Source organism: Caulobacter rhizosphaerae (assembly GCF_010977555.1).
Classification (GTDB): Bacteria; Pseudomonadota; Alphaproteobacteria; order Caulobacterales; family Caulobacteraceae; genus Caulobacter; species Caulobacter rhizosphaerae.
Window position 1 is genome coordinate 593,414 of record NZ_CP048815.1, and the last position, 21,554, is coordinate 614,967.

Annotated in this window: 24 protein-coding genes; 14 read left to right on the forward strand and 10 right to left on the reverse strand. The window is 69.5% G+C overall.

From position 1 onward, the window contains the following. The first annotated feature begins 1 nt into the window (after window position 1). The 14 genes from G3M57_RS02690 to G3M57_RS02755 all read left to right on the forward strand — a co-directional run bounded on the left by G3M57_RS02690 (window position 2) and on the right by G3M57_RS02755 (window position 12,568). Window positions 2–1,438 carry a type II and III secretion system protein family protein gene (locus tag G3M57_RS02690; RefSeq protein WP_163228601.1) on the forward strand — a complete coding sequence of 479 codons (1,437 nt, stop codon included), beginning with the start codon at window positions 2–4 and terminating at the stop codon, window positions 1,436–1,438. Beyond that, window positions 1,425–1,727 carry a hypothetical protein gene (locus G3M57_RS02695; RefSeq protein ID WP_162251651.1) on the forward strand — a complete coding sequence of 101 codons (303 nt, stop codon included), beginning with the start codon at window positions 1,425–1,427 and terminating at the stop codon, window positions 1,725–1,727. Before G3M57_RS02690 ends, G3M57_RS02695 begins: the two co-directional genes overlap by 14 nt. 43 nt (window positions 1,728–1,770) lie before the next feature. Further along, window positions 1,771–3,201: a pilus assembly protein TadG-related protein gene (locus G3M57_RS02700; protein WP_163228602.1), complete on the forward strand. Its 1,431-nt coding sequence runs from the start codon at window positions 1,771–1,773 to the stop codon at window positions 3,199–3,201. Further along, window positions 3,194–3,697: a TadE/TadG family type IV pilus assembly protein gene (locus G3M57_RS02705; RefSeq protein WP_163228603.1), complete on the forward strand. Its 504-nt coding sequence runs from the start codon at window positions 3,194–3,196 to the stop codon at window positions 3,695–3,697. Before G3M57_RS02700 ends, G3M57_RS02705 begins: the two co-directional genes overlap by 8 nt. Then, on the forward strand, window positions 3,694–4,290 hold the full coding sequence (locus tag G3M57_RS02710; RefSeq protein ID WP_163228604.1) for a TadE/TadG family type IV pilus assembly protein: 597 nt from the start codon (window positions 3,694–3,696) through the stop codon (window positions 4,288–4,290). The genes G3M57_RS02705 and G3M57_RS02710 overlap by 4 nt, the downstream gene beginning before the upstream one ends. Then, window positions 4,287–5,498 carry a CpaE/TadZ family protein gene (locus tag G3M57_RS02715; protein ID WP_056758335.1) on the forward strand — a complete coding sequence of 404 codons (1,212 nt, stop codon included), beginning with the start codon at window positions 4,287–4,289 and terminating at the stop codon, window positions 5,496–5,498. The genes G3M57_RS02710 and G3M57_RS02715 overlap by 4 nt, the downstream gene beginning before the upstream one ends. A 3-nt stretch (window positions 5,499–5,501) precedes the next feature. Beyond that, on the forward strand, window positions 5,502–6,848 hold the full coding sequence (locus tag G3M57_RS02720; protein ID WP_163228605.1) for a TadA family conjugal transfer-associated ATPase: 1,347 nt from the start codon (window positions 5,502–5,504) through the stop codon (window positions 6,846–6,848). Between the two features lie 4 nt (window positions 6,849–6,852). Next, a complete protein-coding gene (locus tag G3M57_RS02725; protein WP_056758341.1) occupies window positions 6,853–7,848 on the forward strand; it encodes a type II secretion system F family protein in 996 nt (331 codons plus the stop codon). A 7-nt stretch (window positions 7,849–7,855) separates the two neighbouring features. Beyond that, complete coding sequence (locus tag G3M57_RS02730) at window positions 7,856–8,803, forward strand: type II secretion system F family protein (protein WP_163228606.1); 948 nt, start codon at window positions 7,856–7,858, stop codon at window positions 8,801–8,803. A gap of 2 nt (window positions 8,804–8,805) precedes the next feature. After that, on the forward strand, window positions 8,806–9,312 hold the full coding sequence (locus G3M57_RS02735; protein WP_163228607.1) for a tetratricopeptide repeat protein: 507 nt from the start codon (window positions 8,806–8,808) through the stop codon (window positions 9,310–9,312). Then, on the forward strand, window positions 9,312–10,280 hold the full coding sequence (locus G3M57_RS27695) for a tetratricopeptide repeat protein (protein ID WP_163228608.1): 969 nt from the start codon (window positions 9,312–9,314) through the stop codon (window positions 10,278–10,280). Before G3M57_RS02735 ends, G3M57_RS27695 begins: the two co-directional genes overlap by 1 nt. Then, on the forward strand, window positions 10,270–10,788 hold the full coding sequence (locus G3M57_RS02745) for an A24 family peptidase (RefSeq protein WP_163228609.1): 519 nt from the start codon (window positions 10,270–10,272) through the stop codon (window positions 10,786–10,788). The genes G3M57_RS27695 and G3M57_RS02745 overlap by 11 nt, the downstream gene beginning before the upstream one ends. Window positions 10,789–11,094: 306 nt before the next feature. Then, window positions 11,095–11,694, forward strand: a complete 600-nt coding sequence (locus tag G3M57_RS02750) for a helix-turn-helix transcriptional regulator (RefSeq protein ID WP_230983852.1) — start codon at window positions 11,095–11,097, stop codon at window positions 11,692–11,694. 469 nt (window positions 11,695–12,163) lie between these two features. After that, entirely contained in the window at window positions 12,164–12,568 is a 405-nt protein-coding gene (locus G3M57_RS02755; protein ID WP_163228610.1) for a hypothetical protein, read from the forward strand. Between the two features lie 97 nt (window positions 12,569–12,665). Here G3M57_RS02755 and G3M57_RS02760 read toward each other — a convergent pair whose 3' ends face one another. The 10 genes from G3M57_RS02760 to G3M57_RS02805 form a co-directional block, all read right to left on the reverse strand. After that, entirely contained in the window at window positions 12,666–13,655 is a 990-nt protein-coding gene (locus G3M57_RS02760) for a Csu type fimbrial protein (protein WP_163228611.1), read from the reverse strand. A 1-nt stretch (window position 13,656) separates the two neighbouring features. Next, on the reverse strand, window positions 13,657–16,191 hold the full coding sequence (locus G3M57_RS02765; RefSeq protein WP_163228612.1) for a fimbria/pilus outer membrane usher protein: 2,535 nt from the start codon (window positions 16,189–16,191) through the stop codon (window positions 13,657–13,659). Next, the gene (locus G3M57_RS02770; RefSeq protein ID WP_056758369.1) at window positions 16,157–16,966 is read right to left on the reverse strand and encodes a fimbria/pilus periplasmic chaperone; all 810 of its coding nucleotides are present in this window, start codon (window positions 16,964–16,966) and stop codon (window positions 16,157–16,159) included. The genes G3M57_RS02765 and G3M57_RS02770 overlap by 35 nt, the downstream gene beginning before the upstream one ends. A 31-nt stretch (window positions 16,967–16,997) precedes the next feature. Beyond that, entirely contained in the window at window positions 16,998–17,579 is a 582-nt protein-coding gene (locus tag G3M57_RS02775) for a hypothetical protein (RefSeq protein WP_056758370.1), read from the reverse strand. Then, window positions 17,576–18,190 (reverse strand): hypothetical protein, encoded by a 615-nt coding sequence (locus G3M57_RS02780; RefSeq protein WP_056758373.1) that lies wholly within the window; start codon window positions 18,188–18,190, stop codon window positions 17,576–17,578. The genes G3M57_RS02775 and G3M57_RS02780 overlap by 4 nt, the downstream gene beginning before the upstream one ends. A gap of 12 nt (window positions 18,191–18,202) precedes the next feature. Beyond that, a complete protein-coding gene (locus G3M57_RS02785) occupies window positions 18,203–18,775 on the reverse strand; it encodes a hypothetical protein (RefSeq protein ID WP_056758376.1) in 573 nt (190 codons plus the stop codon). A gap of 3 nt (window positions 18,776–18,778) precedes the next feature. Then, entirely contained in the window at window positions 18,779–19,363 is a 585-nt protein-coding gene (locus G3M57_RS02790) for a hypothetical protein (protein ID WP_163228613.1), read from the reverse strand. A 25-nt stretch (window positions 19,364–19,388) separates the two neighbouring features. After that, window positions 19,389–19,952 (reverse strand): hypothetical protein, encoded by a 564-nt coding sequence (locus tag G3M57_RS02795; RefSeq protein ID WP_163228614.1) that lies wholly within the window; start codon window positions 19,950–19,952, stop codon window positions 19,389–19,391. A 25-nt stretch (window positions 19,953–19,977) separates the two neighbouring features. Next, window positions 19,978–20,562, reverse strand: a complete 585-nt coding sequence (locus G3M57_RS02800; RefSeq protein WP_163228615.1) for a hypothetical protein — start codon at window positions 20,560–20,562, stop codon at window positions 19,978–19,980. A 112-nt stretch (window positions 20,563–20,674) separates the two neighbouring features. After that, on the reverse strand, window positions 20,675–21,328 hold the full coding sequence (locus tag G3M57_RS02805; protein WP_156402263.1) for a hypothetical protein: 654 nt from the start codon (window positions 21,326–21,328) through the stop codon (window positions 20,675–20,677). Between the last annotated feature and the right edge of the window lie 226 nt (window positions 21,329–21,554).

Sequence of the window (21,554 nt, forward strand, 5' to 3'; positions counted from 1 at the left end):
CATGAACCGCAAGATCGTGCTGCTGCGCGGGGTCGCCGCCGCCGTCGCCCTGCTCGCCGTCGCCTCCACCGTGGCGATCTCGCCTCCCGCCCAAGCTCAGCCCGCCGCCCTGTCGGCGTCGGCCCTGCGCAAGGTCGAGGTCACGGTGCCGGTCGGCAAGGCCCAGGTGCTGGAACTGCCCGCCCCCTATGTGGACCTGATGATCTCCAATCCGGAGACCGCCGACGTCCTGCCCCTGACCCGGACCTCGGTCTATGTGGTGGGCAAGAAGCTGGGCTCGGCCACGCTCACCGCCTACGGCCCGGGCCGCCAGCTGGTGGCCGCCGCCAATGTGGTGATTTCGGCCGACGTCGACAGCCTGCGCCAGAGGCTGCACGACACCATGCCCGGAGAGGACGGCCTGGTGGTCGGCGCCAGCAACCAGTCGGTCGTGCTGTCCGGACCCATCAGCAGCGGGGCGGCCGCCGGCCGCGCCGTGGCCCTGGCCGAAAGCTTCGCGCCCGGCCAGGTGGTCAACATGATGTCGGTGCAGGGCACACAGCAGGTCACCCTGTCGGTGCGCATCGTCGAGATGGAGCGGTCCACGGCCAAGGCCCTGCGCCTGAACGTCGCCACCGCCGACCCGACCGCGCCCGGCTACCACAATTTCGAGATCGGCACGGGCGACACCGGCGTGCTCAGCAGCGTGCTCGACAGCTTCGGCCTGCTGAAGTTCCCCCTGCGCGCCGGCGACGTGGACCTGAACGTGCTGTTCGACGCCCTGGAAACCAAGGGCCTGGTCAAGACCCTGGCCGAGCCGAACCTGACGGCGATGTCGGGCGACACGGCCAGCTTCCTGGCCGGCGGCGAGTTTCCGGTGCCGGTGGCTCAGAACCAGAGCGGCGGCCTGACGACCATCACGGTCGAGTTCAAGCAGTTCGGCATCGGCCTAGCCTTCACCCCGACGGTGCTGCAGGACGGGATGATCAACCTGGTGGTCAATCCCGAGGTTTCGAGCATCGACCCCAACAGCTCGTTCGTCAGCAACGGCCTGCGCATCCCGGGCATCAAGGTCCGTCGCGCCAAGACCACGGTCGAGCTGCGCGACGCGGAGTCGTTCACGATCGCCGGGCTGATCCGCGACGACTACCAGAACCAGGTGCGCCAGTTTCCGATGCTGGGCGACCTGCCGGTGCTGGGCGCGCTGTTCCGCTCGACCAGCTACCAGCGCAACCAGACCGAACTGGTGATCGTCGTCACGCCGCACTTGGTCAAGCCGACCCGAGCGCGGATGGCGACACCGGCGGACCGCTTCACGCCGCCGTCCGACACCGAACTTTTCCTGCTGGGCCGCGGCCAGGCGAACCAGGGCGCTCTGTCGCCCGAGGATCGCGTGCTGCTGACCGGCGCCGCCGGCAAGGGAGGGGTCGAAGGACCCTATGGCCATGTCCTGCACTAGAATGATCCCCCTGGCGGTTCTGGCCGCCGTCGTCGCCCTGGCCGGTTGCGCCGATGCGCAGCGCGACCTCTCGCCGGACTTTGGCGCGGCGGTGCGCACCAACCTCGCCGCCCAGATCGCCGATCCCGAGGCGCGCTACGAGGGAGTCGGGCAACCAGGCGGCGACGGCGTCCGCGCCGCCCTGGCCGCCAGCCGCTACGGCAAGAACCAGGTCGTCCAGCCGGCCCAAGCCGCCACCTCCAGCGTCGACTCCAAGGGAGGGGCGAAGGGCCCAGGCTCCGCCAACTGACATGTCCCTCACAAGACGTTTCCTTCATGATCAATCCGGCGCCGTGGCGGCCCTCACAGGGGTGGCCCTGGTCGGCCTGGTGGCGATCGGCGGCCTGGCCTACGACGTCAGTCGGGCCTACGCCCTGCGGGCCGAGCTGGAGAGCGCGGTCGACGCGGCTGCCCTCGCCGGGGCCAGCCAGCTGGATGGAAGCGAGGGGGCCATGGGCCGCGCCCAGACCGCCGCCATGGGCAGCCTGGTCAGCAACCGCGGGGCCCTGGCCGACGCCTTCGAGGGCAATGTCGCGATCAGCGCCGGCGACATCGCCTTCCTCAGCGCCCACGATCCCGACGTCGCGGCGACCAGCAACGCCAACGCCAGCTTCATCCGCATCAGCCTGACGCCCCGGTCCTTGGGCCTGGTGTTCGGGGCGCTGACCGGCGTCGGCGGCTTCAACGCCACGGCCCGCGCGGTGGCCGGCTACGGCACGGCGATCTGCAAGGTGCCGCCGCTGCTGCTGTGCAATCCCAACGAGGCCACCAGCCTGACCTTCGATGGCGACGCCTATATCGGCAAGAGCGTCCTGCTGACCCCGCCGCCGGGCGGCAACGGGGCCTGGGGCCCTGGCAACTTCGGCTTCCTGTCGGTGGGGTCGGGCGCGGCCGACGTCAAGAACGCCATGGGCCGCAGTCCGCCGCTGACCGAGTGCTTCGGCGCCACGGCCCAGACCCAGACCGGCAACATCGCCTCGGCCGACGACTGGTTCAATGTTCGTTTCGACATCTACAAGTCGTCGGCGGGCGGCAACAAGAACGACCCGCTGTTCCTGCCGGCCATGAACACCATGGTCGGCGCCAAGACCGGCGCGGGCGCCAGCGCCTGCTCGCCCTCGGTCTCCGCGCCCAGCAACTCGTGCGCCAGCGCCGCGGCCCTCGCCAACGGCACGGGCTTCCCGCTGGACTGCGGCCAGACCGGCGTGCTGGGCAGCGGCGTGTGGAACGCGGCCCAGTACTTCGCCACCAACCATTCGGGGATCAATCCGACCACCTACACGCCCCAGGTTCCGGCGGGATCGAGCGGGACCGGCTGGGCCGCCTATGGTCCCGCGCCCGCCGCCGGTGGAACCAGCCCGACCCGCTACCAGGTCTACAAGTGGGAACTGGCGATGCTGGACGGCTCGATCGCCAAGCCGGCCGGGGCCTTCTCCGACGGCCAGACGGCGACCAGCGGGTCGCACGACTACGCCGCGCCCCAGTGCAACAAGACCGGCGCCCAGGTCGCGCCCGACCGCCGCACCATCTCGGCGGTGATCGCCAACTGCCACGCCGACAACGTCCATGGCAGCTCGACCGTGCATATCATCGCCTATGTCGACCTGTTCCTGACCGCCCCGGCCGTCAGCAATTCGATCTATGGCGAGGTCATCGGGACCACCACCGACGTGTCGGCGGTCGGGGCGGAGACCAAGCTTTATTCGGTGCGGCTCTATGACTAGCCGCCCGATCCCCTTGCTTCGCCGGCTGCTGGCCGGATGCGGCGGCTCGGCGGCGGTGGAGTTCGCGCTGATCCTGCCGTTCATGACGCTGCTGTGCTTCGCCTTCGTCGGGGCAGGGCGGCTTTTCTGGAACTACCACATCGCCGTCTCGGCGGTGCGCGATGCGGCGCGCTACGCCGCCCGCTTGCCGATGACCTGCGCCGGCCTGACCAACGCCGGCGACACGACCAAGGTCCAGAACGTGGCGCGGACCGGGGTCGGCGACGGCGTCGGCTCGCCGCTGATCGCCAACTGGACCAGCAACGCCAGCGTCGTCGTTTCTGTGTCCTGCGTCAGCAACGCCGGCGGCGCCTATTCCGGCCGCTACGAGGACATGACCGGCGTGCCGATCGTCCAGGTCAGCGCCTCGCCGCCCTATATCGACTCCTTTGGTCCCCTGACCGGGATGACGCTGACCAGCTTCACGGTCAGCGCCCAGCAGGCGTGGACCGAATGAACGTCCGGGCCCACCGCCTTTTTCGACTGGCGCGCGACGAGCGGGGCGCCGCGGCCGCCGAGTTCGGCTTGGTCTGCCTGGTGTTCATCTCGATGCTGCTGGCCGTCATCGACATGGGCCGCCTGGCCTGGACCATCAACGCCGCCAAGGCCGCCACCCGCGAGGGCGTGCGCCTGGCCGTGGTGAGCCCGATCGTCTCCACCTACATGGCCGGTTACGACGGCCTGAACCAGAACATCCCCGGCGGCGGGACGGTCCCGGACATGGCGTTCAGATGCTCCGGGGCCAGCTCGACCTGCACGCAGATCGTCGGCAGCGGCGGGACCGCCGGCTTCGACGCCGCGACGTTCGCGGCCTTGCTGGCCAAGATGCAAGCCTACGATCCCGACATCACCGCCGCCAACGTGGTGATCACCTATCGTCATGTCGGCCTGGGCAAGGTGGGAAACCCCTTCGCTCCGGACATGGAGCCCCTGGTGACCGTCAGCCTGACCGGCATGACCTTCCAGAGCGCCGCCCTCCAGGTCGTGGGGGTCACGCCCTTCGCCCTGCCGAACATGGCTTCGACCCTCAGCGGAGAAAGCCTGTCATGAGCCTGCTCCCCTTCAACCGGATCAAGCCGCCCCCGGCGCCGGCCCCGCCGCAGCGGTCCTGCGCGTGGCGGGTAGGGCTGTGCCTGCCGGGCCTGGGCGCGGATCCGCCTCTGGCGATGCTGTCGGCCATGTTTCCGGCCGTCACCTTCCGCGGGCTGGACACGCCCTGGCCCGAGCGGGCCGCCCAGACCTTCGACCTGCTGATCGTCGGCCTGGACGCCGCCGATCCTGCCGAGATCGATCGCCTGACCACGCGCCTGTCGGCCTGCGCCGGCCGGATCGAGGTGCTGGTCGTGATGCGGGACGCCGACGTCGAACTGACCCGCCGCCTGATCCACCAGGGCGCGGCCGACGTGCTGCCCGCGCCCGTCACCGACACGGCCCTGGCCATCGCCCTGGAGCGGATTTTCTGCCGCCTGGACACCGGCCGCGCCCAGCGTCGCAGCGGCGAGATCATCACCCTGCTGAAGGCCGGCGGCGGCGTCGGCGCCACCTCGCTGGCGGTGCAGACCGCCGTGCGGCTGGCCGCCAACCCAGCCTCTGGGGGGGTCTGCGTGGCGGATCTCGACCTGCAGATGGGCGCCGCGGCGCTCTATCTCGACATTCCCGACCCGGTCACCGTGGCTCAGGTGCTGGCGGCCGGCGGGGCGGTCGAGGAGATGTCCTTCGCCACGGCCCTGACCGCGCACCGCAGCGGAGTGAGCGTGCTGGCCGCCCCCGGCGAGCTGATGCCCGTCGAGAGCCTGAACCCGGCTCTGATCGACGGACTGACGGCCGCCCTGCGCCGGGACTTCGAGATCACCCTGGTCGATCCGCCCACCGTCTGGACCGCCTGGACCAACCGCCTGCTGCGCCAGTCGCAGCGCATCCTGCTGGTCACCCGGCTGTCGGTGCCGCACGTGCACATGGTTCGCCGGCAGCTGCACATGCTGGCCGCCCAGCGGCTGGACGACGTGCCGGTCACGCTGATCTGCAACCAGGTCGAGGCCGAGGCCGGCGGCCTGACGCTGAAGGCGGCGCAGCAGGCGATCGGCCGGCCCTTCGACCTGGTCATCCCCGAGGATCGCCGCCTGATGCACCAGGCCATCGACCAGGGCGTGTCGCTGGCGTCGGTGCGGCGTGGCAGCAAGATCGAGGCGGCCATCGACCGCCTGGCGGACATGGTGGCGCCGGCGCGTGTCGCGGCGGCGGTGGGAGCGGAAAGGTAAGTCATGCTTTGGGGCGATGAAACCAGACATATCGAGGCCACGGCCGTGGCCGCCGCCTATCCGCAAGGGGCGCCTATCGACGACGCCCTGGGGCTGAAGGTCCGGCTGCACCAGCGGCTGATCGACCTGCTCAATCTGAACCTGCTGGACCGCACGCCGCGGGACGCCCTGCGGCAGGACATCCGCGGCGCGGTCACCGGCCTGCTGATGGAGGAAAAGCGGCTGCTGACCCCCAGCCAGACCGACCAGCTGGTCGAGGAGATCCTCGACGAGTTGCTGGGCCTGGGCCCCCTAGAGCCCCTGCTCAAGGACGACAGCGTCACCGACATCCTGATCAACACCCACGAGGTGGTCTATGTCGAGCGGGCCGGCCGCCTGCAGCGCACCAATGTCCGCTTCCAGGACACCCGCCACCTGGTGCGGATCATCAACAAGATCGTCGCCGCCGTGGGCCGGCGGGTCGACGAGAGCCAGCCGATGGTCGACGCCCGCCTGGCCGACGGTTCGCGGGTCAACGCCATCATCCCGCCGCTGGCGGTGGACGGGCCCCTGGTCTCGATCCGCAAGTTCGCCCGCTCGCCCCTGGCCATGGACCGCCTGGTCGAGCTCGGCAGCATCTCGCGGGAGATGGCGCAGGTGCTCCAGGCTGTGGTCCAGGCGCGCCGCAACGTGCTGATCTCCGGCGGCACCGGCTCGGGCAAGACCACCCTGCTCAACGCCCTGTCGGCCTATGTGGACGACCACGAGCGGATCATCACCATCGAGGACTCCGCCGAGCTACAGTTGCAGCAGTCGCATGTCGGTCGCCTGGAGACCCGCCCGGCCAATATCGAAGGCCAGGGCGAGGTGCAGCAGCGCGAGCTGGTCCGCAACGCCCTGCGCATGCGCCCCGACCGCATCATCGTCGGCGAGGTCCGCTCGGGCGAGGCCTTCGACATGCTGCAGGCGATGAACACCGGCCACGACGGCTCGATGACCACCGTCCACGCCAACACCCCGCGCGACGCCCTGTCGCGGGTCGAGCAGATGGTCGGCATGGCCGGGCTGGACATTCCCGCCCGGTCGATCCGGGGCCAGATCGCCTCGGCGATCCACGTCGTGATCCAGGCCGAGCGCATGGAGGACGGCACGCGCCGCATCGTGTCCGTGGCCGAGATCTCGGGCATGGAGGAGGACGTGATCTGCATGCAGGAGATCTTCCGCTTCCGACGTGTCGGCCGCGGGAGCGACGGGCGGGTGCTGGGCCAGTACGAGGCCGTCGGCGTGCGGCCCCGGTTCATGGAGGCGCTGGCCGCGCGGGGCATCAGTCTGCCGACCGACCTGTTCGCGGTCGGCCGGGTCTCGGCGTGACGCGATGGACACGCTCTTCTTCCCCATGGCGCTGGTCCTGGCCTTCGTGGCCGTGGCGATGGCCGGCCAGGCCCTGATCGGCCTCTTCCTCGGCGCGCGCGAACAGACCCAGCGCGTCAACCGTCGCCTGACTCTGATGGCGACCGGCCTGTCGCAGGAGGCGGTCTACCAGACGCTGGTGCGCAAGCCGCGCGACAGCTGGATCGGCCGCACGCCCTACGCGGCCCTGCACACGCGGGCCCTGCTCTATTGCCGCCAGGCCGGACTGTCGGCCGGGCCGATGCAGGTGCTGGGCGTGGCCGGCGGCGCGGCGGCCACGCTCTGGCTGCTGGCGATGGTCTTCCTGCGCGGCGTGTCGGTCGCCTCGCCCTTTCCGCAGGTGCTGATGGCGGGCTTCGGTGCGACCGGTCTGTGCTTCGCGGTCGCGGCGCTGTGGATCGCTCGCCGTCGCGCCGCGCGCCTGGCCAAGCTGGAAGAGCAGCTTCCGTTGGCGCTGGACGTCATGATCCGCGCCCTGCGGGCCGGCCATCCGGTGATCTCCGCGGTCAATCTGGTGACCCAGGAGATGCCCGATCCGATCGGCAGCGAGTTCGGCCTGGTGATGGACGAGACCACCTATGGCGGCGAGTTCCGGGACGCCTTGCGCAGCCTGGCCCGTCGGACCGGCTCAGCCGACATCGCCTTCTTCGCCGTCAGCATCGCCATCCAGACCGAAACCGGCGGCAACCTGGCCGAGATCCTGTCCGGCCTGGCCACCGTGATCCGCGGCCGGGCCTCGCTGAACAAGCGCATCCGCGCCCTGTCCAGCGAAGGGCGGATGTCGGCGCTGATCCTCTCGCTGCTGCCCCTGGTCTGCGTCTCGGCGGTCAGCCTGTTCCACCCGGAGTTCTACACCAGCAAGTTTTCCGATCCCGCCTTCTGGCCGATCGTCGCCGGCATCGTACTGCTCTACGGCGTCGGCCAGCTGATGATCCGCCGGATCGTCACCTTCAAATATTGAGGACGTCATGGACGACGCGCTGAGCATCACTTTGCAGATCGCGGTCTTCGCGGCCGTCGTCGGCGGCGTCCTGGCCGTGGTCTGGCGTCTCGAGCAGGGCGCGCTGATCCGTCGCCGGATGAAGGACGGGCCGGCCGCGGCCCAGGGCGCGCCCGACGAGACGCTGTTCAAGGTCGCTCGCCCGGCCAATCCCCTGCTGTCCTGGGTGCAAGCCCGTCTGCCGGCGGCGCGGAAGGACCAGCCTTCGCGCCTGGCCCGCACCCTGGCCGAGGCCGGTTTTCCCGCGCCGTCCGCGCCCGCCTGGTACGCCCTGGCCCGCATTGGCTCGGCCGTGGGCCTGCCGCTGATCCTGCTCGTTTCCCAGAAGCTGTCTTCGGCGCCGATTACCGGCCTGAAACTGGTCGTCGCCGCCCTGGTGCTGTGCGGCCTGGGCCTGGTCGTGCCGGCGATGATCGTAGACCTGCGCGCCGCCGGCCGCCGCGAGCGGCTGGAGAACCAATTCCCCGACGCCCTGGACCTGATGGTGGTCTGCATCGAGGCCGGTTTGGGATTCGACGCGGCCTTCGTGCGGGTGTCGCAGGAAATCGCCGCCTCGCACCGCGACATCGCCTTCGAGTTCGGCCGGGTCTCGCAGGAACTGCGCGCGGGACGGTCCCGCCCCGACGCCCTGCGGCGGATGAGCGAGCGGGTCAATGTCGACGCCCTGCGCGCCTTCGCCGCCCTGATGATCCAGACCGACAGCCTGGGCGCCAGCGTCGGCCAGACCCTGCGCACCTATTCGGCCGAGATGCGCGAGCGGCGGTTCCTGCGCGGCGAGGAGAAGGCCATGCGCATTCCCGTGCTGCTGACCTTGCCGCTGGTGGCCTGCATCCTGCCCGTGATCATCACGGCCCTGCTGCTGCCGGCGGGCCTGGACGTGGCCCACAACCTGCTTCCCGCTCTCAAGAGGCACTGACCATGCGACGCCTGTTGCTGACGATCGTCTGTTGCGCGCTCCTTCCAAGCCTGGGCGGCTGCGTGGTCTGGCGCGGGGTGGCCAACCTGGTCCGGCCGGCCCCCCAGGTCGCCGAGGTTCGGGCCGTCCCCGCCCCCGGTCTGGTCGCGCCGGAACTGACCGCCGTAGCCGATCGACTGTACGCCCGCGCCGCCGACGCCATCCGCGTCCGCGACTACGCCCTGGCGCTGGAGCTGCTGCAGGTCGCCGCGGCCCGTGCGCCCGCCGACGTGAGGGTGCTCAACGCCCAGGCCGTGATCTATGACAAGCTGGGGCGGTTCGATCTCAGCGCCCGCTACTACGCTCGCGCCCTGGCGGTTGACCCGGGTTCGTCGATCGTCGCGCACAACATCGCCTATTCGGCCCGGCTGAGCGGGCGGGCGGTCGACACCGGTCGTCTCCTGGCGGGCGGTCCGCCCGAGGGACCCGCCGCCGGGAATGGCGGAGCAATTCCGGTGGGGGCGCCGTGATGGCCAAGATCCTGTTCCCCGCCGCCGCCTGCGTTCTCCTGCTGGCCGCCACGCCTGTCGCCGCGGCCGGCGGCTGGGGACGCGCCAAGCCCGCCGCCCCGCCTTCCGCCTTGCCGGCCAGCGCGCCGGCGGCCGATCCGGCGACCCGCGAGGCGACAGCGCTGGCGATCGAGACCGCCCTGGCCGAGGATCGCCTTGTGGACGCCTCCAGCCTGCTCGGCCAGGCCCTGACCGCCAACGGCGGCGATCCGCGCCTGCTGACGCTGTTGGGCGAGACGTGCCTGGCGCGAGGCGACGCCCAGGCCGCCCTGGCGACCTTCGCCCGGGTTCCCGTCGGCGATCCCTCGGCCCCCCGAGCGCGGCAGGGCGAGGGGCTGGCCCTGTCGGCCCTGGGACGTTCGGACGCCGCGCTCCAGGCCCTGCACGCCGCCGTCGCCGGCGATCCTCGCCTCTGGCGCGCCTGGAACGGACTGGGCCGCGAATACGATCGACGCCACGACTGGCCGGCGGCCGAGGACGCCTACGCGCACGCCCTGGACGCTTCCGGACGCGACGCCCTGGCGCTCAACAATCGCGGCTATTCCCGGCTCCTGCAGGGCCGGTTGCCGGAGGCCTCGACCGATCTGGTCGCGGCGCTGGAAAAGAAGCCCGACCTGGCCGCCGCGCGGAACAACCTGCGCTTGGTCCTGGCGCTGCGGGGAGACTACGCCCGGGCCTCGTCGCGCGGCGCTGGCGGCGACGATCCCGCGGCCTTGCTCAACAACGCCGGCTTCGCCGCCCTGTTGCGGGGCGACTACGACACCGCCGTCGCCCTGCTCGACCAGGCCGGAAAGGCGCGTAGCGTCTACTACGCCAGGGCCGGCGAGAACCGGCGTCTGGCCTTGAGCCTCAAGGCCCAGGACCAGCGCCTGGATGGGGCCGCGGCCGGAGCGCCGGCGGCGAGCGGGCAGGTCGGCCATGGAAACTGATTACGGACGCCTGATCTGGGCGGGCGCCTATGCCGGCTTGCTGCTCATCGCGGCCGGCAGCGACGCCTGGAGCCGCCGGATCCCCAACTGGTCGGTGCTGGCCATGGCCGGCCTGTTCCTGGTCGGCCTGCCGTTCGGCTGGCCGGTCGCCTCCTGGGCCGCTTGCTTGGGCGCCATGGCTCTGGCCCTGGCGATCGGATTTCCCATGTTCGCGGCCCGGCTGGTGGGCGCGGGGGACGTCAAGCTGCTGGCCGCCGCCGCCCTTTTCATGGGCCTGGACCACCTGCTGCTCCTGTTCGTGGCCACCGCCATGGCGGGGGGCGCTCTGGCGCTGCTGGCTCTGACCGCGCGCCCCTACGCCCCGGCGCTGGCCGCCGCCGGCTGGCCCCGATTGCGCCCCGGTGTTCCCTACGGCGTCGCGATCGCCGCCGGCGCCATCTATGCGGGCTGGAATGCGGGCCTGTTCACGCTCACCCAGCACTTGGTCCGTATCGATCTGGGGCCCTGAAACCAGCATACGGCTTTTGCGTACATGTATTCCTTTGAGGGAATTTCTCTCGGAAAGCGAGATGTTTTCAATCTGTATCACAACGATTGACTACCCAATCCAGGGTACGATTGCAGTGAAGAAATAATATCAAATGCTCATAGGAGCGATCAAGGCGTGATGGATATAGAAGTATACAAAAAAGTGTAAATTACACTACACAACCGACGATTTACACCGGAAAGTACTTCAAGATAATCCGACAGGCCGCGATCGCACATAACAGCGTGGGCGCCGCAGATGGGATTGATCAAGATGATCGAGGTAGTGGATTCAGAAGTTGAGCGCGGCGTCTTCGAGGCGCACGTGGCCAACGCCATCCTCAACCTGGTGAACTTCGGCGTGATCGTCGCCGACAGCGAGGGCTGCGTCTACGCCGCCAACGACCTGGCCTGGAGCTATGTCCAGCATGGCGACGGCCTGGGCGAAAAGGGCGGCCTGCTGAACGCCGAGAACGACTTCGAGGCCGAAGGGCTCCGCAGCCGGATCGCCAGCGCGGTCCGTCAGGGACGCCCCGGCGCCATGCTGGTGCACCGCTCGCGCAGCCAGAAGCCGCTGGTGCTGTTGATCGAGCCCTTCAGCACCGACGACAGCAATTTCCGCTGCGCCCTGATCACCGTGCGCGAGGTGGGGCGATCCTCGGTCCACGCGGTCGAGCGGGCCCGGATGATGTTCAATTTCTCGCCCGCCGAAGCCGAGATCGTTTCTCGGGTCGCCCAGGGCCGCGAGCCGTCCGAAATCGCCGCGGAGCGCGGCGTCAGCATCAATACTCTGCGGGTTCAGATGGCTTCGGCCATGGTCAAAGTCGGCGTTCACCGTCAAGCTGAGCTTGTCTCCGTACTTTCGTCAGCTGACGTACTGGAGTGATTGATAAATTTCCGTGATTTATTTCCCCGATTAACAAAGCTGCATTATTGGTCGCCGCTGAATAGATGGTAATATTACTTTGTCGCCAGATGAAAGCCCTCCCGGTATAGTCTGCAGCGATATGACCGGCTCACCGATGTGGTCCGCAACGTCATCGGTGAACTCCAGCGGCTCCGCCCGCCGAGCGTCGGATCGAGGTTCAGCACCCCCACCGCCTCGATCCGGCGCCGGTCGATCCGCCAGCAGCTATGAATTGCAGGGGGATTCTCATTCTTGCCTTTCCAGCAATCCTCTATGCAAGCATAGTAAGAATGTATTATGCCGATTTGACTACTGACTCATATTTACTCTATATTTAATTGCGACATTCTATCATCCTTATTAGGAAATCTGTTTACCATGCCTTATGGTGTGCTGCTTAACCCTCGCGCTGGATGATCTCCCATCATCTTCTCTCTCGGGGTTTGCAATGCGCACGAAGATTTTCATGGCCGCCATGGCCTTCCTCGGTCTCGCCTCCAGCGCGATCGCCGCGCCCAGCAGCTACGAGCTCCGCCTCGAGGGCCATGTGCCGGTGATCTGCCGCGTGGACCTGCAGGCCAGCAGCGCCTCGGCCGACCAGGCCACCGACCTCGGCAAGATGACCGAGTTCTGCAACAGCGCCGCGGGCTACGATGTCTGGCTGTCGCACGCCCAGGGCCTGAGCGGCGCCGCGGTCTATGTCGACGGGCAGAAGATCCAGCTGTCGGCCTCGGGCCAGACCCTGATCAGTCATTCGGCGACCGCGGCCTCGCGCTCGCACGTGCTGCGCCTGGAGCCCGGCGCCGACGCCGGCCAGGTCGGCGACCTGTCGCTGCGCATCACCGCCCTCTGAGACGTCGCGCCCTGGCAGGCGTCCGCCACCGACAGGAAGAACCCCGCCGGACCAGGTCCGGCGGGGTTCAGTTGGCGATCGCCGCCGCGGGAACGAACTACATGCAAGCCACGGGCGTCGTCGCTGGCGGCACGGCAAGAGGGGTCACCGTGACGGTCAGGATGTCCTGGTAGTTGGGCGCCGGGGCCTTGCCGGCGCCGCCCTCCAGGAGGGTGGGGGTGATGGCCAGATACTGGCCGCCCAGGCCGGCCCGTTGACACGTCACCGTGCTGAAGGTCGGCGAGGCGTTCGATCGTGTCTGGCCCAGGAAGTCCAGCTGGTAGGGGATCCGCTGGTTGGCCGTGGCCAGGTTGCCGCCGGGATAGGTCATCCGGAACTGGTTGGCCGAGGTCAGGGCCACCGAATAGGGACCCGAGCTGGCCACCCGCACATTGCCCGTCCGCTGCTTGACCGAGTTGGGGGTCGAGGGCAGGGCGGCGGTCGTCAGCGCGCCGATCTCGCCGAAGTCCAGGGCCGGGCCGACGAAGCTGGCCTGCAGGGCGCTGAGCACATTGATCCGGATGTCCAGCGAGTTGGGCACCACGCCGGATTCGTCGGCCGCCCCGCCGGTGCGCTTGCAGTAGTATTTCTGGTCGACGAACAGGTCGGTGGTTCCCGCCGCCAGGTCCGCGCCGCTGGGCACGGTGATCGTCACGGCGAAGGTCTTGACGTCGGGCTGGCCGACGCCGCCGAAGTTCAGCTCGACCTCGTTGGGATTGGTGTTGTTGGGGTCCAGCACGTGGCCGGGCGGGTTTTCCAGGATCTGGCCGCCGGTCGAGGTCTGGACGATCGCCAGGCTGGCCGGCGTGTCGGGACGGCGCAGGTAGATGAAATCGACCTCCTGCGTCTTCTTGCCGCCCACGGCCGGCGGGCGGCGGGCCGTGATCGTCAGAGTCTGGACCGTCGTGCCGCTGGGATTGAACGGGTCGAAACTGCCCGACAGCACCACCGGGTCGAAGATCACGCACTGGGCCTGGACCGCGTGGGCGGTCAACGAGGCCGCGCCGGCGGCGAGCCCCAGGATCAGCATGCTGATGCCGCGTTTCATGTCAGCCTCCCGAGGCGCTGGGCTTGAGGTCGCCGGCCTTGACGAAACCCTCCGCGCTGGCGGGGACGTCGAGGAAATAGACGGTGGGGGGCGTGGTCCCCATCTCGATCCGCCAGCGACCCGGGCGCAGGCCCGAGGCGCCGAAGCGGCCGGTTCGGTTGGTGAACAGCACCACCGGCGGCTGGCCGGGCTTGGCCACCTCCGTGGCACCGCCGGCGATCAGGGCCAGGGGCTGGCCGTCGCCGTCCAGCAGCCGGCCGATCGCGGTGATCGAATAGTCCGACCCCACCACCAGCCGGTAGCCCGATCGATACGGCGGGAACATCCGGAACGAGCCTGAGCCGAGATCGTAGCCGGCCGGCGCGTTGGGGGCGTCCACCGTGATGGTCCGTTCGGCATAGGCGCTGAGGTTGGTCTCCAGCGCCGTGCCCAGGGCTCCGGTGTTGGCGGTGTAGCCGAACGGGGTCGGGTTCACGGTGACGTCGGCGCCCTTCAGGCTCTTGTGGCCCTCGACGATCGCGAAGCTGTCATAGATCGGACGCCCGACCGAGACCGCGCCGTCGGCGAAGCCCAGGGACGTGCCGACCCGCAGAGAGGTGCGGCCGTTGTCCGGGCCGTCGAACGCCGTGAAGTGCGACAGGCCCAGCTCGGCGCGGTTGGCGATGTAGTTCAGGCTGCCGTTGAACGCCGCGTCGGTCGGCGAGCGCGAAACCTCGCCATAGGCGTTGTAAGAGCCTACCCCCTGGCCGTGCAGGGTCTGGTAGACGAGCCGCGCGCGGTCGTCGCGGCCGTCATATTCGGCCCTGAGGCTGGAATTGTTGGAGAACTGCCAGGACAGCGAGATGAACGCAGTGGTCTCGCGCCGTCCGGGGACGTCATCGTACATCAGGTTGGCGGTCAGGGCCAAGTTCGAGGTCAGGCGATAGCCCATGCCGGCCCGGTAGGAACTGGAGTCGGCGAAGTTGTCGCGGCCATGCGAATAACGGCCGTCGAAACTGGCGTAGATCGCGTCGCTGAAGGCGTGCGAATAGCCGACTCCCAGCTCGTAGGCGTAGCGGTTGTCGGGGATGAAGGTCCCCACCGGTCCGAACTCGCGGCTGCGGCTCTCGAACGACAGGTTCAGGGCGTCGGCGCGACCGCCGGCGAACTGGAACAGGCGCTGCAGGGTGACGGTCGTCGCATAGCCCGAGCCGAAGCCGTCGATGTGAGACAGGGCGAAGTCGACGCCCAGCGTCCCCACCGGCAGGCCGAACAGGCCTTCGAACCCGGCCATGACGGTGTCCTCGTCGCCTTGGCCGTTGACCCCCAGGGTCACCCGATCGGTGATGCCCCGCCGATAGAACCCGCTGAAGGTGAAGTTCTGGGTGTAGTCGGGCCCGTCGGCCAGCAGCGGCGCCTTGACGCCGGCATAGGCGCCGAACTCCGACAGGCCCGGATCCAGCTGGGCGCGATCGAAGAAGACGTTGAACTGCAGCACCTCCCGCCGTCCGGTGTCGTCCTCGACCACCAGGCGCACGTCGTTCGAGCCTTGGGCGAACGGGAAGTCGCGCACGTTGTAGCGGCCTGGATCCAGGTGCAGCCGACGGGTCAGTTGGTTGTTGAGGATCACGCTGACGTCCGACGGCCGCGCCAGGGTGAAGCTCTCCCGGCCGCGGGGCCGGGCGATCGTCTGCGGGGCCAGCACGCTGTAGGAGCGGAAGACCGAGATCCCGGCGACGTCCGGCGCCGACTGGAAGCCGCGGCTGGTGGCCTGCAGGTCGCCGAACGTCCAGCGGGCGGTGTGTTTCAGGTCGTCATAGACGACGCGGGTGCCCAGTCGCTGGTAGTCGTTGCGCCCACCCGGCTGCCAGACCGCCTCGTTCTCCAGCACCAGGCCGCTCAGGCGGATGGCGCTGTCGAGCAGGAAGGTCGGGTCGCCCAGCCCGTTGTCGACGCCCTGCTCCACATAGTCGACCGAACCGCGGACGTTCAGGTATCCGCTGAAGCCGGCCGGCGGGGTGAAGCTGCCCAGGCCCACATGGTCCATGGGGGTGACCTGCAGGCTGCGCACGGCCTTCAGCTCGGCCGGGATGTTGATCCGCAGCTCCAGGGCCTTGGGGTCGTAGGTCATTTGCAGCTGGGCGCGGGTGACGGCCTCGGGCCCGACCAGGGCGCGGCCGTTGAAGGCTGAGCGAAGGGCGGCCACCGAGGCGGCGTCCAGCACCGGAGCTAGCAGGCCCAGCAACCGCTCGGACGGCATCGATAGTTGGCCGTCCGCCGAGATCGTTAGCGGCATGTCGCCCAGGTAGAAGTCCCCGTCCTTCAGCGGGACCGTCAGGTTGACGTCGCGGCCCGTGGGGTTCAGCCGGCGCAGGGCGTCGGCGGAGGCGGGGCCGTTCGACGGGGTGGCCGTCGGTTCCTGCGCGAGCGCGAGGTACGGGATCGGTTCGGCCAGGGCCGCGACCGGAGCCGCGGCCGCGACCAGGCAGCCGGCGAGCAACCAGCGCCGATAGGCGCGGGTCCTAGCGCCCTTCGTCGGATGAGAATTGAGCCTCAAGGGAGCCTCCTGCTGCCGCCGTCAGCGGCAGTTCGATGGGAACGGCGATCCGGCGCGTCTGGCCGGGGGCGATCAGGCCGAAGCCGATCGTCTGCTGGATCTCGGGGCCGGGGAGGGTTCGCTGGAAGACGACCTTTCCCGCGGCGTCCTTCTCGGTGATCTTCAGCCGTCCGCGGGACAGGTAGCCGTGGGTGTTGGACGTGTCGGCGACATAGACGATCGGGATCGGCTTGCCGTTGGCGTCGGCGCCGATCTCCGATTTCGACAGCGCCAGGTTCGGCTTGCCGCCGTTGGGGGCGACGCTGGCCAGGACCTGGAAGTTGTACAGGATCTGGATCGCCGACTGGCCCTCGGGCAGCTTCACCGGCATCTGGGCGACGGTGACGTAGTAGTGCTTGCTCTGCGCCAGGGCCGGGTCGCCGACCCACTGGATGCGGAACGACTGGGTCTCGCCGGGCTGGATCACCGCCTGGGGCGGAAAGATCAGCAGGTCGTTGGTCTGGGTGTCGCCCGGATGGGCGCCCTTGTCGTCGAAGGTCAGCTCCTCAGCGCGCAGCTCCACCGGCAACGGGTTGGCGAAGGTGTTCTGCACGGTCACGATCTGCGACATGCCGCGCCCGGTGGGCTTGAGGTCGATGACGACCGGTTGGACGGTCATGGCCAGGGCGGCGCCGCCCAGCAAGGGCGTCCCCGTTCCGGCCGTTCCGGCCAGCGCCAGGCTGGCGGCGGCGACTGCTCCCAGCCAACGCTTGCGATGATTGTTCGAACGCAACATGAGGGGTCCGCTCCTTGTGGTTCAGTTCGGTTCAGTTCGAGGCTTCGATCTCGACGACCAGCGTTCCCGCGTAGTCGCCGGCGACCATCGGCGCGCCCCCGCCGGTGATGTTGACAGTGAGGTTCATCAGCCCGGCCGCGCCGTTGGCGGTCTGCAGGCTGATGGGGGTGAGAGAGGTGCTGGGGCCGGTGGCGGTCAGCCCCGCCCAGTCGGCCGAAAGCTGGAAGCCCAGGCTGTCGCGGAAGCCGGCGGCCGGGGCCGGTCCTGCCGTGCGCGCCAGGCCGGCGCCGTCGGTGCGCACCACCAGGCGGTGGGCCGAGTTGCAGACCACGGGGAAGCCCAGGCTGATCACGGCGTCGCGCGGCTGGGCGGTCTGCGGATCGATGAACTGGGTGAAGCGCACCACGCCTTGGGCGCCCTGGGCGGTGAAGCTGGCGTTGGTCCCGGCGGCGCTCGACGGCGGCGACAGCACGCAGGCGCTGGGCGCGACGCCGAACAGGTCCAGGGTGTTGCTGGCCCGGTCTCCGGTCGAGGCGGTCTGGGCCTGGGCCGGGGCCGCCGCGCCGAGCGCGGCGCCGACGATGAAGGGGGCGAGGACGAGGGCGGCGTTCATTGGGGTTCCACCGTCAGCCTGAGGGTGTCGCGATAAACGCCCGACACCAGCGGCGCATTGGTCTGCAGGTTCGTGGCCCCGGGCTGGATATCCAGCCGCAGGACGATGTCGCCGACGACCGGCTGGTCGACCGCCTGGGCGCTGTCGCGGAGTCGCCGGGCGCTGGCGTCGGCCTCGAAGGTGTTGGTGACCGGGCCCCAGATCAGGGTGGCGGTGTAGGGCACCCCGTCGCTGAAGCCGGTCGGCGCGGGCGTCAGTCCAAGCTCGGCGCGCCACAGGCCGTTGTTCTGGCTCTCCAGCACGATCTGGTGGGCGTAGTTGCAGACGGCCGCGAAGGTCACCTGGGCCGAGGCTGCGCGGGTCGACAGGGTGACCGGGTCGGTCAGGGCGTCGACCTCGAGGCTGGAGCCGTTCAGGGTCCGGAAATTGACCAGGGCGCCCGAGCTGAGCGTGGGAGCGGCGAGGGTGCAGACCTTCGGCACTCGGCCGCGCACCACCATCTCGCGGGTGTTGTCGTCGGTCTGGGCCCTGGCTAGCTGGCCCACCAGCAGCAGGGTGACGGCCGAGGCCGTGACCAGGGTGGCGACGGCGATGGATCGGGTGTCGCGCATGATCGTCCTCCTTCAGCTGGCCGCGGCCAGGGTGACGACGACGGCGCCCTGGTAGGTGTCGTCGGCGACGGGGCGCAGCGCCGGGCCGCCAGCGGTGGCGAAGCCCGAGAGGCTGATCGTGATGTCGGCGCTGCCCGCCGTTTCGCGCACCTGCGAGGCCGCGGCGTTGGCGGCGGCTCCGGTCGAGTAGCTGGCCTCGATCGGCGTCCAGCCCGAGGCCGTGGCCGTGTAGTCGACGCCGCGCGAGAAACCCGTCGGCGGCGTGGTGACGAAGGCCTGGGCCGTCATGGCGGTGGCGGCGATGGTCAGCTGGCTGCGCGAGCTGCACTGGGTGCCGGTCAGCACCTTGGGCGGCGCCGCCAGGTCGGGGCGCAGCAGGCCGGTGCTGGTGTCGATCAGCACGCCAACGTCGAACAGGTTGTCGCCGTCGCTGAGCGCGCCGAGGGTGCAGACATTGTTGGGCACGTTGCCGGTGATCTGGATCGGGCCCGCGGAGTCCGAAGGGCCGACGGTCTGGGCGTGGGCGGCGGCGGCCAGGACCAGGAGGACCGGCGGCGCGATCAGCAGGGACAGGGTGCGATGCATGGCTCAGCTCCCCGAGGCGTTCAGGCCCGCGTCGGGCCCGAGGGTGATGGTGACCAGGGCCAGGTAGGCGCCCGGCTGCAGCAGGTCGTCGGCGGCGGTGGCGAAGTCCGAGACGACCAGGGTCAGGTCCGTCGCCTTGGGCGCTGCGCTGGTCGAGCGCGCGCCGTCGCCGGCGGCGTTGGTGGCGCTGGTGCGGACGGTGGCGGCCGTCGCCCCCCAGGCGCTGATCGAGCAGGTGTAGTTGACCGCGCCGGTGAAGCCGGTCTGGGCGACGCCGCTGGTCACCGCCAGGGGGGAGGCGCTGATGGCCAGGGCCGCGCCGCCATAGTTGCAGAAGGTCCCCGGCAGCTGGATCGTCTGGGCCGGGATCGCCGCCAGCCGTCCGACCCGGGCGCCCGAAGCCTCTGAGATCTGGCCCAGCGCCAGGCCGGCCGGGTTGGGTTCGCCCAGCATGCAGACCCGGCCGACCTGGGCGTCCAGTCCGACATTGCCCCGGGCCGGGTCCTGCGCCCTGGCCGACGTGGCGGCCAGGGACGCGGCGAGGGCCAAGGTGGTCGCCGCGAGTCCGACGGTTCGATGCTGGATCATGACGACCTCCTTGCGGGCCCAGGGTTCAGGTGGCGGGAGACAGGGTGACGATCACCGAGCCGGCGTAGGATCCCGCCACCAGCCGTCCGCCGGTCGGGGTGGCCGGATCGGCGAAGCCGACGACGATGTCGCTGCTGAAGACGCCGGTCGTGCTGCCCACGCCGCCGCCGGCGGCCAGGGTGCTGTCGCTGGCCGACACCGCGCCGCTGGCCGGCGAGGCCGTGGCGGTGGCCGTATAGTCGACCCGGCGGTCGAAACCGTTCGGGGCGGCGTCGGTGAAGCTGGTGTTGAGGATCGGCAGGGCTTCGACGGCCATGCTGGCCGACACCCCGTTGCACCAGCCGTTCAGGGTGGCGGTGCGGCTGGTCAGCTTGGCGCCGTCCAGCCGGCCGATGACGGCGGTGTCACCGGCCAGCAGGGACAGTTCGCCCAGGTTCAGCACCACGTCGCCGGTCACGAACAGGCAGCGGTTTGCCACCGTGCCGTTGACCTGCACCGTGCCCGTCGCCGTCTGGGCCTGGGCCGCGCCCGCTCCGCAGGCGAGCACGAGGCTCGCCGCGGCGGCGGACAGGATGATCGGATGTCGCATGATCGTGCTCCTGTCGCCTGGCGGGTCAGACCGGTTCGATGGTGATCGAGATGACGCTGGAATAGTTGCCGGCCATCAGCAGCGCGCCCGACGCGGTGTTCAGGGCGTAGGCCTTGACGGTCAGGTTGTTGGCCACGTTGGCCAGGCTGCTGGACAGCGACTGGACCGTGGCGGCGGGCAGGGCCGCGGCGGTGACGTAGCTGACCGTCTGGGTCGAACCGGAGGCCAGGCTGGCGTCCAGCGCGGCGGTGTAGTCGATGACGTTGGCGTAGCCGGTCGGGGCGGTGGCGGTCGGGGCCAGGGCCAGGCGGGTCGAGCTCAGCGTCACCTTCGGAGCGGCGCTGTTGCAGTTGACCCGGAACTGGGTCGAGCCGCCGGGGGCGGCGTTGGTCGAGCCGGCTAGGGTGGGCGACAGCGCGCCGTCCGTGCCGGCCAGTTCGCCCAGCGGGATCGAGCCGCTGAAGCTGGAACCGGCGCCGCCGGTGATCACCACGCACTTGGCCGCGACGCTGCCGGTGACATTGACGGTGCCCGTGACCGTCTGGGCCAGGGCGGCGGGGGCGGCGGCGAGGCCCAGCAGGGCGGCGCCGATCAGGATGGTCTTGTTCATGTCATCTCACTCCCAAATGTTGCGCCGGCGAACCGGCCTGGTTTTGCGGGGCGAGCCCCAGTTCCCCCGGAAAGACGACCGGATCCGCCGGGGGAGCGGACCCGGAAGCGCGTCATGGCGAGACGGTGACCGTGACGGTCAGCGAGTCGGCGTAGGTGTTGGCCGCGGCCAGGATCTGGGCGCCGGCATAGGCGGCGCGGCGGACCCGCAGGTATGAGCCGGAGACGTCGTAGGACGAGCCGTTCAACCGCAGCCCCTGGCTGGCGGTGGCGGGTCCCTTGAAAGTGCAGGTCGCGCCTGAGCTGGTCTTCAGGTCGCCGGTGTCGCAGGTGGCGCTGACCGGGGTGACCCCGACGTCGCCGACCAGGTTCAGGTCGACGAGATAGGGCGCGAGGTTGGTGTAGCCGGTCGACGGCGTGACGCTGGACGCCAGCAGGCCGCCGTTCTGCGAGATCACCGCCGCCCGGAACGGCACGGTGCATTCCAGTGTGAACGGGAAGTCGGCCGAGAAGGCGTTGTTGACCTCGCCCACGTCGGTCGAGCCGTTGGGGGCCAGGCCCGGGGCGAAACCGCAGCGGCCGCCCACCGAGGCGGTGACCGGGATGGACAGCACGATATTGGACGGCGATCCGCCGGCATAGGCCGTGACTTGGGCGTGGGCCCGGTCAGCGCCCGCGGCCAAGACCGCCAACAGGATCATGCCGCCGCCGACCAGCCAATCCAGCCGCCGCGGCTTGCGTTCCGAGCGCATAGCCCGGGAAATCATTATGCGTTTGCCTGCCATCGCCCAGCCCTTGTTGATTAACAAGTTCTTAATGCTTGGAAGACGATTGCAGAGATCTAGAAGTGTGAAATCCCCCAGCTTGGGTATGCGTAGTAGTTTCGCCTATATGGGGAATTGTCCCGAGGGTTTATTTGTTATGGTGACTTTAATAATACAAATATCCTAAAGACTACGCCTGTTGAGAGCAATGTGCATTTATCCTGCGTCA